The 12,655-nt window shown below is 38.5% G+C and carries 9 protein-coding genes and 1 pseudogene; 4 read left to right on the top strand and 6 right to left on the bottom strand.

Annotation, left to right across the window (positions count from 1 at the left end; genetic code table 11):
• The first annotated feature begins 86 nt into the window (after positions 1 to 86).
• On the top strand, positions 87 to 1,655 hold the full coding sequence (locus ACINWC743_RS08215) for a peptide MFS transporter (RefSeq protein WP_009585090.1): 1,569 nt from the start codon (positions 87 to 89) through the stop codon (positions 1,653 to 1,655).
• Positions 1,652 to 3,454 carry an aminopeptidase P family protein gene (locus ACINWC743_RS08220; RefSeq protein WP_009585082.1) on the top strand — a complete coding sequence of 601 codons (1,803 nt, stop codon included), beginning with the start codon at positions 1,652 to 1,654 and terminating at the stop codon, positions 3,452 to 3,454. Before ACINWC743_RS08215 ends, ACINWC743_RS08220 begins: the two co-directional genes overlap by 4 nt.
• Positions 3,455 to 3,778: 324 nt before the next feature.
• On the opposite strand, the gene ACINWC743_RS08225 is transcribed toward ACINWC743_RS08220, so the two are convergent.
• Both ACINWC743_RS08225 and ACINWC743_RS08230 read right to left on the bottom strand, forming a co-directional pair.
• Positions 3,779 to 4,396 carry a hypothetical protein gene (locus tag ACINWC743_RS08225; protein WP_009585086.1) on the bottom strand — a complete coding sequence of 206 codons (618 nt, stop codon included), beginning with the start codon at positions 4,394 to 4,396 and terminating at the stop codon, positions 3,779 to 3,781.
• 69 nt (positions 4,397 to 4,465) lie between these two features.
• Positions 4,466 to 5,134 carry a YARHG domain-containing protein gene (locus ACINWC743_RS08230; protein ID WP_004829446.1) on the bottom strand — a complete coding sequence of 223 codons (669 nt, stop codon included), beginning with the start codon at positions 5,132 to 5,134 and terminating at the stop codon, positions 4,466 to 4,468.
• A gap of 176 nt (positions 5,135 to 5,310) precedes the next feature.
• Here ACINWC743_RS08230 and ACINWC743_RS08235 point away from each other — a divergent pair, with 176 nt between their 5' ends.
• Positions 5,311 to 5,982 (top strand): DUF2306 domain-containing protein, encoded by a 672-nt coding sequence (locus ACINWC743_RS08235; RefSeq protein ID WP_009585088.1) that lies wholly within the window; start codon positions 5,311 to 5,313, stop codon positions 5,980 to 5,982.
• Between the two features lie 46 nt (positions 5,983 to 6,028).
• Here the strand turns inward: ACINWC743_RS08235 and ACINWC743_RS08240 are convergent, their stop codons facing one another.
• The 4 genes from ACINWC743_RS08240 to ACINWC743_RS08255 form a co-directional block, all read right to left on the bottom strand.
• Positions 6,029 to 7,822 carry a flavin-containing monooxygenase gene (locus ACINWC743_RS08240; protein WP_009585077.1) on the bottom strand — a complete coding sequence of 598 codons (1,794 nt, stop codon included), beginning with the start codon at positions 7,820 to 7,822 and terminating at the stop codon, positions 6,029 to 6,031.
• Positions 7,823 to 7,839: 17 nt separating this feature from the next.
• Positions 7,840 to 8,685, bottom strand: a complete 846-nt coding sequence (locus ACINWC743_RS08245; RefSeq protein WP_009585084.1) for an SDR family NAD(P)-dependent oxidoreductase — start codon at positions 8,683 to 8,685, stop codon at positions 7,840 to 7,842.
• A 28-nt stretch (positions 8,686 to 8,713) separates the two neighbouring features.
• Positions 8,714 to 9,667, bottom strand: a complete 954-nt coding sequence (locus ACINWC743_RS08250; protein ID WP_004829450.1) for a metal-dependent hydrolase — start codon at positions 9,665 to 9,667, stop codon at positions 8,714 to 8,716.
• A 664-nt stretch (positions 9,668 to 10,331) separates the two neighbouring features.
• Complete coding sequence (locus ACINWC743_RS08255) at positions 10,332 to 11,288, bottom strand: metal-dependent hydrolase (protein WP_004829451.1); 957 nt, start codon at positions 11,286 to 11,288, stop codon at positions 10,332 to 10,334.
• A gap of 325 nt (positions 11,289 to 11,613) precedes the next feature.
• On the opposite strand from ACINWC743_RS08255, the pseudogene ACINWC743_RS08260 reads away from it, so the two are divergent.
• Positions 11,614 to 12,412: pseudogene (locus ACINWC743_RS08260) on the top strand (alpha/beta fold hydrolase).
• Positions 12,413 to 12,655: the final 243 nt, after the last annotated feature.

Raw genomic sequence — 12,655 nt, forward strand, 5'->3', positions numbered from 1 at the left:
TCACTACTTTATAAAACACCCACAAATAACTTTATTTTATATATTGTTTAAAAATTTTTAATCATACATTTTCAAAGGAATTGAAGATGCCTCAACATTTATCCAAACAAGTGCACGACCCAGACCAAGCTTTTTTTGGTCACCCTAAACCATTAAAAGGTTTATTTTTTACCGAGCTTTGGGAACGTTTTTCCTATTATGGTATTCGCCCTCTATTAATCCTCTATATGGCGGCTTTAGTTGCTGATGGCGGTCTCGGTTTAGATCGTCCAACAGCATCAGCAATTGTCGGCTTATTTGCAGGCAGTATGTATTTAATGACCGTATTGGGTGGATGGGTTGCTGACAATTATCTCGGTCAAGAGCGCGCTGTGTGGTATGGCTCACTGATCATCGCACTCGGACATTTATCCATTGCATTGGCAGCCTTATTTGGACATTTCTTTTTTTATTTTGGTTTAGTTTTGATTGTGATCGGTTCTGGTTTATTTAAAACCTGTATTTCCGTCATTGTTGGCACTTTATATCAGGCTCAAGATTCACGGCGTGATGCAGGATTTTCCATTTTTTATATGGGAATTAATCTAGGTTCATTGACTGCCCCACTATTGACTGGTTTATTGGTAAAAGAACATGGTTGGCACTGGGGATTCGGCATCGGTGGGGTTGGAATGTTAATCGCCTTACTTATTTTTAAGTTAATCACTGTGCCTCAATTAAAACAATTTAATCATGTGCGTGGCAATGAAAATAACTGGGCTCGTCCTGTACATTACAATCCTAAAGCACCCCAAATGATCATAGGATTTCTTGCAGTTGTTGGTCTGATTATCGCTCTAGTTTCTCTTGGCATAATCAACATCAATCCAATTCAGATCGCCACATATTTCACAATCACAATTTGTATTTGTATTGCCTTATATTTCTGCTATCTATTGCTCTTTGCAGGTTTGAATAATACCGAGAAAAAACAAATCATCATCTGTTTTATTTTACTTATCACTGCTGCACTGTTCTGGTCAGCATTTGAACAAAAACCAACATCTTTTAATCTTTTCGCCCAAGACTTTACAGACCGCCAATTCTTTGGCTTTGAAATACCCGCCGTTTGGTTTCAATCGATTAACCCACTTTTCATTATTATTTTCGCACCGATCCTGGCATGGCTTTGGGTTAAATTGGGCAAACAAAATCGTGACCCTAGCTATATCACCAAATTCATTATTGCTTTACTCCTCGCTGCGGGTGGTTTCCTCGTGATGAGCATTGCCAGTTACTTGATCACCCAAAATGGTGGAACTGTTTCTGCATTGTGGATCGCATCAAGCCTCCTGCTTTTAACGCTAGGTGAATTATGCTTAAGCCCTGTTGGGCTCTCAACAATGACCAAACTTGCTCCAACCATCATTCGTGGACAAGTGATGGGACTTTGGTTTACAGCATCTGCTTTAGGGAATTTGATGGCAGGTTTAATCGGTGGTCATGTTTCTATCAATGAAGTTGAGCAATTACCCCTCCTATTTATGCGATGTGTCATCGCTTTACTTCTAGGCGCACTCGTTCTATGGTTAATGAAAAAACCGATTCGTAAATTACTCAATCAATCATCGACTCCCTCTCAAAAATCTCTTGATATGCAATTGGAAAAAGTATGAACGCTTTATCACCTGCCAACAAATTAGAAAACCTTCGTACAATTATGAAGAAATATCAGCAGGATGCTTTTATCGCCATGAGTGCAGATCCACATATGTCAGAGTATCTACCTGATTATTGGAAAATACGCCAATGGCTAACAGGCTTTACAGGTTCAGTTGGCACAATTGTCGTCACTCAAAACTTTGCAGGTTTATGGGTAGATGGTCGATATTGGGTACAAGCCGAACAGCAACTGGAAAATACAGGTTACGTTTTACAAAAGCAGACACCTGATCCTGCTTCAACACATTTGTCTTGGCTTTCACAACATTTAGCCAAAGATGCAAAAATTTGTGTCAATGGAAATACCATTTCAACTCAACAATATAGCGCATTATCAGCGCTTGCAATTGAACACAATTTCTTTATCCAAACAGACTTCGATTTAATTGATGAAATTTGGACTGAACGCCCAGCACTGCCCCTACAACCCATTTGGCAAATGGCAGATGATTTTAATACGCAAACACGCTTAGAAAAAATAAAAGCGATCCGTCACAAACTTATTCAGAAAAAAGCAACGGGGCATTTTATTTCTGCACTCGATGATATTGCTTGGATTTTAAATTGCAGAGGCAGTGATGTTGAATATAATCCCGTGTTCTTAGCACACTTATATATAGATCATTCTCGAACTGTGCTTTTCATTGATGATGCAAAACTTTCGACTGAAATGCAGCGAAGATTTGCTTTGGATAACATCGAAACCTTACCTTATAACGCAAGCATCGAGTTTTTGGTCGAACTTAAACAACAAAATATTTTAATTGATCCAGCAAAAACATCGATTGCTCATACACAAGCGATTGAACACCATAATCACTTGATTCTAGATATCAATCCCAGCACATTATTTAAATCCCAGAAACACCCTTCAGAAATTCAGCATGTGCGCAATGCCATGATCAAAGATGGGGTTGCTTTGTGCCATTTTTTTCAATGGTTAGATACAGCGCTAACAAATAATGAATCCATCAATGAATTGACGATCGATGAGATGATCACTGGTTTCCGCGCCAAGCAAAAGGACTTTCTAGGACTAAGTTTTTCAACGATTGCAGGTTTTAATGCCAATGGGGCGCTACCCCATTATCGAGCAACTGAAGAAAGTTTCAGTGAAATCACGGGTGACGGCTTGTTACTGATTGATTCAGGTGCGCAGTATGCAGATGGTACGACAGATATCACCCGAGTTGTCCCTATCGGAAACACAAGTATTGAACAAAAACGTGATTATACGCTGGTATTGAAATGTCATATTGCGCTTGCTCAAACTGTCTTCCCAGAAGGCATTGAATCACCTCTTTTAGATTCGATCACACGTCAAACCCTGTGGAAATATGGTTTGGATTATCGTCATGGTACAGGTCACGGTGTAGGCTATGCATTGAATGTTCATGAAGGACCTCAAGTCATCTCTTATTATGCGCCAGCGACATCTTTTACCAAGATGCGTGAAGGCATGATTAGCTCTAATGAGCCAGGCTTATACCATCAAGAAAAGTATGGGATTCGAATTGAAAATCTTGTCGTCAACAAAATTAAGCATTTTGATGATACGACTTATGGTCAGTTCTTAGAATTCGAAACACTCACACTGTGCCCGATTAACCGAAGCTGTATTATTTTAGAGTTGTTAAATGATGATGAAAAAGCATGGCTGAACCAATACCATCAAATAGTCAGAGAACGATTAGCGCCCCACTTAGAAGGTGATGTTTTAAACTGGCTAAATGAAAATACCCAAGCAATTTAACTCCCATATCAATCAAAAAAGCGCAGAACCTTTTGACTGTGCGCTTTTTTGAAAAGCTATATGCCATTGATGCGTATAATAAATATAAAATCCCGTACTTTATTGCATAGTGAGTTTATGAAAAACACATACAATAAAATATCGTTTATCTTCAATAATAAAATTAACCATCGAATATATTGGGTGATGATATGAGTGTTGTGACCACCCTGCCTTATGTTTAAAGTTTAATGACTTTGCACAGATGATGCTTCATTTCTTCAGAGATGGAAAAAGTGAATCTGATCTGATCGAATCACCGAGCACTGCAATCAACAAGAGCACTTATAGTACGATTTTGATTCTTTCCGTTTGGGTTGTGACTTTTGCATTTTTACATGCATTGGATGATTGAATAGTTTTAATCACTTCATTGCGACTGGGTAAAATCTTTAAACTTGAAACAATTTCCCCACCCGTTTTACAATCTTCCTCACCCAACTTCTCACTAAAACGCCCCGGATGACTCGAAGATTCAGCAGTTGCAATAATTTTAGCTTTCCACCCATCAAAATAGACTAAATCAGTTGTCTGGGAAACTTGCCCCTGCCCCGAGCCTGCAGACTCTATTTCAACCAAATCGATTGGTTTTGCTCGATATTGCACCGTATGTACTGTGAAATCATTGGCTTGACCACCGAACTCAAGTATTCGAGATTGTTTTAACTTTGGGCGCGTCAATATATAGCCTCCCCAAAAATTTCGTCCTGCATTTTCAAATGTTACACCAGAGAGATAAGCCAGCTCTCCAGACAACAAATGAACCTCTTTCATATAATCAATCATGATCGCTTTGGCGGGTGTCGCTTGAGAATCGTTTAGGTTCGTTATACTGTTGATCACTGCTTGATCTGTAGGAGTTGCTGCAAAACTCAGGGCAGATGCACTTAGAACAAAAACCATAGTACTCAATCGAACTGAAGAATAGTAAAGCATAAAATAAACGCTCAAATTTTGTGATGGATTGTGTGCTTAACGTCCCCATTCCATTTTAGCCATGTATGGACGTATTTTTTTAATTCGTTGAATATTGGTTTTTTCAATCTGAGTTAATTGGTTTTCTACATTGGTACTACATGGCATATACCAGTTTTGATCAGCAAATTGATTGGCAATTTCACGATTTGCAAATGAATAACCATGTCGTGCATAAATTTCATTACGCATCCAATCCAGTTCTTCTGCGGGAATTTGTATATCTTGATCTTTCAATAAACGTTGAGAAGCAACAGGATAATCACCCACATCTTTTTGATAACGGCATTGTTGCGGTTTTAAGTCAAAATATTTAGGTTTTACTTTTGCTGTTGTAGACTCCCAACTCGACTCCAACAGATTAGGTTGACTATGACTTACCACAAAAGTAAATACTCCACTGCTTGAAGGTGCACCGCTTTCAGTTGCGGTAATTTTATAGCCTTGAGCTGTGTTCTGTACCTTACCTGTGAAGTTCTGTTTGTTCTTACCCAAAATACTGTAACCTTTGACCTGATTTCGATCTATCGATTGGATAAAAACACCGATTTTTTGTTCATCATATTTTCCAGACCAAGATTTCTGTAATTGTTGAATATCCAGTGCATAGCCACTTTGAGTAAAAATTGCGGAAAGCCCGATACATGTTATTAATCGCTTATTCATTGTTATTCCTATTTGTTATGACGATGAGTGATACATATTCATGGTAATTTTAAAACAAATTATCGTATTTGTGGCGCAACATAATGCAAAAAAATCAAATTCAATCCAAATATAAACACTGTGTTTGGATATATCTTTGATTATAATTTACTGAACCCGTTTTATTACATAACAGTATGGCAAAAATAAAAAACAATCTGCCCACGATAAGTTTAGGTATAGTTTCTCTCTTGGTCTATGCCTATTTGTGTTACCTCATGGTCGCAATATGTTTGCAATATTTTCCTTGGAACACAGAACAGCATTTTTTATTGCTTAAGCAAGATGTAGTCAATACTCGACCTTGGCAGACGGCTTTTAAAATCCATGTGATCAGCAGTAGCTTTGTACTCATCGCTGGATTTACACAGTTTTTCCGTGTCTTTCGCACGCGTTTTCCCCGAATTCATCGTTGGAGTGGTTGGCTATATCTGATCACCATTTTAGGGTTTTCTTTACCCAGTGGTTTAATTCTAGCTTTTTCAGCAGCTGGAGGGTTATCTACCCAAATCAGCTTTGTCTTATTAAGTTCACTCTGGGCAATTACCACCCTATCCGCGTTGTACTTTTTATTGAAAAAACGTTGGATTTTACATCGTGACTGGATGATTCGGAGCTTCGCTCTCAGCCTTTCTGCATTAAGTTTAAGAACATGGAAAATGGGACTTTACACTTTACAGCCCTATTTTGATTGGCTGACACCTGTGCATATCTATCAATTGGAGTCTTGGTTAGGTTGGGTGGTTAATTTAATTGTCGCAGAGATCATTATTCTCAAATTGCATTTATACAAGACAGAAAAGCCCTAAATAAATTTAGGGCTTTCGAATCACCTTCTACAATTTAGTGAACGTTTTAATCTTTTCGCGTCACCGTGTAATGATTTAAATCCAGTTGTTTTAACTGATTACGAAGCTCTTGCAATGACCAAGGCCATGCCGCAAAATTTCGTCCATTTTCATCCAGATAATAAGACTTACAGCCACCTGCATTGAATACCGTTGTTTTTAGATGCTTTTGTAGACGTCGATTATGTTGGGTAATCACATCCCCCTTAATTTCAAAACGGGTGAACTTCTGATCACGCATTTTTAGTAAACCATCAACAATATAGCCGACTTGCGCTTCCGCAATACCAATAAATGAATCATAGACCAGAATATTTGGACCCAAGACCAAGAATGCATTGGGAACATGTTCAATGCTTGCACCTAAATACGCTTCTGGAGAACTGTTTTTCCATCGCTCTGCAAGGACTTGACCATTGGCATCATAAACACGTTTACCAATCGGCGGATGAGAAACTTCAAAACCTGTTCCCCAAATGATCACATCAACTTCATGACGCTCACCATTGGCTGCAATCACCGTATTACCGTCTATTTCCACCAAACCATGAGGAACAAGGTCAACATTGTCTTGTTGTAAGGCTGGATAATAATTGTTCGCAAACAATAAACGCTTACATCCAATGGTAAAGTTAGGGGTCACGTCTTTACGCAGTTTTTCATCTTTAATTTGTAATTTGAGTAATTGCTTACTTAAAAAATTGACAGGTTCGAGTACTTTCGGATTGCGTAACCCAAAGTTAATCCCATTTAAAATCTGAGCAATACTGTTGCGCCAAGTTTGTTGAATGACTGGAAACTTAGAAATAATCCCTTTCGCAGTTTCATTCAATTCCATGTCAGCCTTAGGAAGTACCCATGGTGCTGTGCGCTGGAACACAATCAATTGTTTCGCTAAAGGTTGAACTTGTGGAATAAATTGAATTGCTGAAGCGCCCGTACCAATGACAGCCACACGTTTACCTGTTAAATCATAATCATGATTCCAACGTGCAGAGTGAAACATTTCTCCCTTGAATGTTTCAATACCTTTTAATTTAGGCATCGAAGGTTCAGTAATTGGACCTGTAGTAAAAATCACTGTTTTTGCTTGGTAAGCGCCTTTAGATGTTTCTAAGTGCCAAATATGTTGTACTTCATCCCATTTGGCACTGATCAATTCATTATTAAATTCAATTTTCTCACCAAGGTCGTATTTTTCCACCACCTCTTCTAAATAACTTAATATTTCAGGCTGTTTGGCAAACAGATGACTCCATTTATGACTAGGAGAGAATGAAAAAGAATAAAGCGCAGATGGCACATCACAACCGCAACCTGGATAATTGTTATCACGCCACGTACCACCAACACGGTTGGCTTTTTCTAGTACAACATAGTCATGATAGCCCACTTGATTCATTTGATAAGCCGCAGCAATTCCAGAAATACCTGCCCCGACCACAATAGTATCGTAGGTATGAACGGGCTGTTTTTTCTGAGCACTGGTTACTTTTTTATCAGCAGTCTGTTCAGCGCTCTCTGGTTTCACTGTTGTTTGAGTTGTAGCTTTTTGTTGAGTCGACTTTACCGCAGCTTTAGCCGTTTTTTGAATCTCCGCTTTAGCAGCGCCAACTTTCGCAGCAGTGGATTTCGCAGGCTTGGATACGGTTTTTACTTCCAATGCTTTGTCTTCTAAATTTGCAGATTGTGCTGTGTTCGGTTGAGTCACATGCTTAATCTCTTCCAACGTTGTTTGCGTTGTCGTCTTTTTCACGCTTTTATCTTCTGGATGTGTATCTAAAGTGGTTTCAGTCGTCATAGTCGTCTACTCAAATCTTATTTTACGTATTTATTAAATAATGGATAACCAATACCCAACACCTTGGCATACAATGCTGGCGAAGCACGTTTCATGATCCAGAACAGCTTTGCATCGGGTTGCGGAATGGTATAAAGCTTGTTTGCATCCAGATTATTTAAGGTCTTGATAGCAACTTGATCGCTGGTGGTAAATGCATGATTCATTAGCAAATCATCGGCTAGCCCTGCGTAATGTCCCGGTAAACGACCATTTTTCATAATATTGGTTGGTACCAATGTTGGACATAACACATTGACGCGAATATTGTCTTTGCGAAGTTCAGCGGATAGGGTTTCTGACAAAGCCAATACACTGGATTTGGTCACGTTATAAGCCGTCATCTCTGGTGCTGCGGTATAACCAGCCGCTGAAGCCACATTAATAATTGCGCCGCGACCTTGTTGTTTGAACTTTGGGACAAAGTAATGACAGCCGTGAATCACTCCCCACAAATTGACATGCATACACCATTGCCAATCCTCTAAAGAAACTTCATCAAACTTGCCACCTAAACCGACACCCGCATTATTAATGACCAAACTCACAGGATGATTCATTAATTTTTCAGCCTGTTCAGCCAGCGCTTTGACTTGCTCTTTCAGTCCAACATCACATTGCACAGCAAAGGCTTTTCCTGAAGTTTGTGACTCAATCAAATTTACCGTTTCTTGAGCAGCGTCTAAATTAATATCAGCACAAACAATCGTTCCACCACGCTTGGCAAGCTCCAAGGCAAAACTACGACCAATTCCACTGCCAGCACCAGTCACCACTGCATAAGCATTTTGGCTAGGTTTTACTTTTTTAGAAAAAAATCCCATATCTCTTCAATCCATCTATTTTTTTATTTTACGAACGCAATGTCGGGTAAAATTCTTTCGTTAAATAAGGCGTAAGAATACCGTTCTCAGGGTTCAGCAACTTTTCTTTGTAATATTCCAAAAATTCAGAGGTATCATGATCATTTGGATGAAAATTTGGACGTAGATAATCAAAAATATGCTTAAAGCTACTGCCATAAACCCCATCTTTTAAACCAAAAATCAGGCGAAAATTGTAAGGAATCTCACTCCAATAACGTAAGCTGATTAAATTTTTTGGATTACGATAAAAAGGAACCAAAAATGAAGCTGCTGAAATCAATACAAGAATCGTGATCAAAGCAGGGAAAAATCCAGCAATACGTAATAAATAGTTATTTGATAATTCTTGAAAAACATCAAAGGCAATGTCTTTATGCTCAGATTCTTCAAGCATATGCCACATCCAGATCGCACGCTGTTTTTCATCTTGAGAACGGAAGAAAATTTCCTCATGATTCATCATGTATTCCGCCAAAACAGCCGTGAAATGTTCAATTCCCGCCATCAATGAAAGTTTCATTGGCTGAGGAAGACGTTCAAATCCATATTCAAACGCCCATCCTGCCCAAGTACGGAAAAGCTTTACAGGCAAATCACGAATTAAATAGGCTTCGTTTAACTCTTCATGCATTTTAGAATGAATGGCTTCTTGACCAATCAATGATGTTACACGTTGCTTAAGCAAAGGATCAGTGATGAAATCACGATGATATCGTGCAGTATCAATCACCAAATCTTCACCGCGTGTCAAAAAAATTGATAATGAAGCAAAGTAAGCACTTGCTAACTCGGCATCCATATAAAATCTGTGATCGAGTTTTGCTGGATCAAAATCAAATTTCATATGCCGAATAGGAATAATCGGTGTTTGATTTGCCAAACTAAATGGCGCTGCAGCAAACATTTTAGCGACAGCTTTTTTTAACGGTTTCACGAACATAGAAAATACTCTTTATTCATTTAATCTGGTCACCCATGCACAGGTCTATTTAACACATGGCACAGCTTGCCTTTTGAGTAAAAACTCTAATTTGATCACTAAAAATTACGACATGCTTTGTCAATTACCATTGGCATATGCAGACATTCGATTAGCAAATTATGACAACCACAATGGATTGTCTAACAATTACTCTACAGTGTTGTTCTTCAAGATAGAAAATGTCCTATGAAGATAAGTTCTGTGATGTGTTGAGAAATCAAAACGGGTCAAATGTGCTATTAAGCAATACAAAAAAAGAGCAACCATTTAGGGTCTGTGGACATTTCATAAATGGCTTGCGTTGTAGGTTAAAATTGAGCAGGTAAGGCATGAAATGAAGAGAATAGCGAGACTATTTTTAAGTTTCATAACGTAGCCTGAGATAATTTTAACCACAACCCTGAGCAAGAACAAAGCACTGCTTTGTTTGCAGCGCAAGGCGCAGCGGGGACTAGCATGTTTTTTGTCGCTTCGTCGTTACGAAGTCTCATCATTTAGAATGACTAAATTTCGTATTTCGCGCCTAGAATCGCCTAAAAAACACACCTAGTCGCAAACATAGACGAATTGTCCACAGCCCCTAGTCACTCTTGTTTAAAAAAGATGTTCAATTCACTCAGGTTTAGCTGCGGATCGCTGGCGTAAATTCTTTGATAAAATATGGAGTCAGCGTTCCTGTCTCAGGATCAAGTAGCTCTTTCTTGAAATAGTCCAATAGTTCACTGGTGTCATGATCATTGGGATGAAAGCTTGGGCGCAGATAATCAAAAATATGCCCTAAACTACTGCCAAACACACCATCTTTTAAGCCAAAGAGTAAATCCCAACTCCCCTTCGCTTCTCTCCAAAAGCTTAAACTCAAGGTATTTTGCGGGCGCCGTAAAAACGGCAAAAATAATGCACCTGCACCGACACCTACCCCAAGCGTAATTAAGGCAATAAAGAATCCTAAAATGCGTAAACTATAATTTGCTGAAAGAACTTGATAGGTATCATATGCAATATCTTTGTGTTCAGATTCTTCAAGCATATGCCACAACCATAAAGCACGTGTTTTTTCATCAAGTGAATGATTAAAAATATCTTGGTGTGTCATGGCATACTGAGCAAAAACAGCAGTGAAATGCTCGATTCCAGCCATCATTGAAAGCTTCAATGGCTGTGGAAATTTTAGAAAAGTATTGTTAAATACTTGTTCAGCAAGAAAACGGTACAGTTGTACTGGCAAATGATTGGGAATCATTGTTTCATTATATTCTTCATGGACTTTAGAATGAATCGCCTCTTGCCCAATTAAACTGGTTAAACGCTGTTTCAAGATTGGATCTTTGATTTGGTCACGATGGTGACGTGCAGTTTCAATCACCAATTCTTCGCCATAAGTCAAAAAAATTGAAAGTGCTGCAAAATAAGCAGTCGCCCATTCCTTTTGCATAAAAAATTTAACATCCAGCTCATCAGGGCTGAATTTAAAATCAAAATGACGAATCGGAATATTAGCAACCTGCTCAGTTAAATCCACCAATTGGCTGGGAAAAACTTTTGCAAAGACCTTTTTGACTGGTTTAGCAAGCAACATATAAAACCTCATCTATTTATCTATAGTGCAAAGCTTTGTCTAAAAATCCAGTACAAATTCACATTCCTAGTCAAAACCATGCTTTTATACAGCCGAAATTAAGACATATTGCATCAAATACCATTAGCATTTACGGTCAATCGATTGGCAATTTATGACTATCCAACAAAGTGTCAGACAAATAACTGAAACAAGTGTATTTGCTGATAAATAATGACCCGAGAGGACATTTTTAATCATTCACTTAACTTGGACCAGAGTTAAAAAAGTCGTTATGGTGTGTCACAGATTGATTTGATGAAGAAATGAGACTGACGTGTCTAATATAAAAATTGTTGAAGCTTGGCTAGATATAAAATCATATTCCTCCGTCGCAAAACTTTATGTAAAGTCATGGTCGCCTGATCAGCACTCAACTACACCAATCATTCTTTTGCATGATTCTTTGGGGTCAGTAGAACTTTGGCGAGACTTCCCTGAACGACTTGCTGAAATTACAGGACGTCAAATCATTGCCTACGATCGATTAGGCTTTGGACAATCATCTCCCCCATCCCGACTTCTTGGATATTGATTTTGTAAAAAATGAAGCAATAGAAGGTTTTTCAGTCATTTTAGAACAATTCAAAATTCAAGATTTTATAGTGATGGGACATAGTGTAGGCGGTGGGATGGCAACTCACTGTTCTGTGCAGTATCCAGAGCAATGTAAAGCCTTAATCACCATTTCAGCACAGGCTTTTGTAGAACAACAAACCCTTACTGGAATTCAAGATGCCAAAACCAACTTTCAACATCTAGGACAAATGAATCGTCTTAAAAAATATCATGGAGAAAAAGCTCAATGGGTTTTAAATGCTTGGACTGAAACATGGTTATCTTCTCAATTCCGCCATTGGCAGTTAAGAGACACGATAACGCAAATACAATGTCCTCTCTTGGTCATTCATGGAGAACTGGATGAATATGGCTCTTTGGCTCAACCTCAACAGTTTATCGATTATGCAACTAAAACAGTTCAATTAGAGATTATTGCAGGTGCAAAGCATATGCCACATAAAGAAAATCCTCAGCAAATATTAAATATTATTCATACTTTTATTGTAGGACTTGAAATTGCATAGCGTCATTTCATAAAAATGATTTGATTTCAATCTCATTCAATCTAATGAACTTTAGGGTCTGTGGACATTTCATAAATGGCTTGCGTTGTAGGTTAAAATTGAGCAGGCATGAGGAGTATACTCCGCAAGGAAATGAAGAGAATAGCGAGACTATTTTTAAGTTTCATAACGTAGCCTGAGATAATTTTAGCCACAACCCTGAGCAAGAACAAAGCACTGCTTTGTTTGCAGCGCAAGGCGCAG

This window comes from Acinetobacter sp. WC-743 (assembly GCF_000335555.1).
GTDB lineage: Bacteria > Pseudomonadota > Gammaproteobacteria > Pseudomonadales > Moraxellaceae > Acinetobacter > Acinetobacter bereziniae.

What these genes read in the sequence shown, in the direction of transcription:
- ACINWC743_RS08215 (WP_009585090.1), top strand. Translation starts at nt 87, where the DNA reads ATGCCTCAACATTTATCCAAACAAGTGCACGACCCAGACCAAGCTTTT.
- ACINWC743_RS08220 (WP_009585082.1), top strand. Translation starts at nt 1,652, where the DNA reads ATGAACGCTTTATCACCTGCCAACAAATTAGAAAACCTTCGTACAATT.
- ACINWC743_RS08225 (WP_009585086.1), bottom strand. Translation starts at nt 4,396, where the DNA reads ATGGTTTTTGTTCTAAGTGCATCTGCCCTGAGTTTTGCAGCAACTCCT.
- ACINWC743_RS08230 (WP_004829446.1), bottom strand. Translation starts at nt 5,134, where the DNA reads ATGAATAAGCGATTAATAACATGTATCGGGCTTTCCGCAATTTTTACT.
- ACINWC743_RS08235 (WP_009585088.1), top strand. Translation starts at nt 5,311, where the DNA reads ATGGCAAAAATAAAAAACAATCTGCCCACGATAAGTTTAGGTATAGTT.
- ACINWC743_RS08240 (WP_009585077.1), bottom strand. Translation starts at nt 7,822, where the DNA reads ATGACGACTGAAACCACTTTAGATACACATCCAGAAGATAAAAGCGTG.
- ACINWC743_RS08245 (WP_009585084.1), bottom strand. Translation starts at nt 8,685, where the DNA reads ATGGGATTTTTTTCTAAAAAAGTAAAACCTAGCCAAAATGCTTATGCA.
- ACINWC743_RS08250 (WP_004829450.1), bottom strand. Translation starts at nt 9,667, where the DNA reads ATGTTCGTGAAACCGTTAAAAAAAGCTGTCGCTAAAATGTTTGCTGCA.
- ACINWC743_RS08255 (WP_004829451.1), bottom strand. Translation starts at nt 11,288, where the DNA reads ATGTTGCTTGCTAAACCAGTCAAAAAGGTCTTTGCAAAAGTTTTTCCC.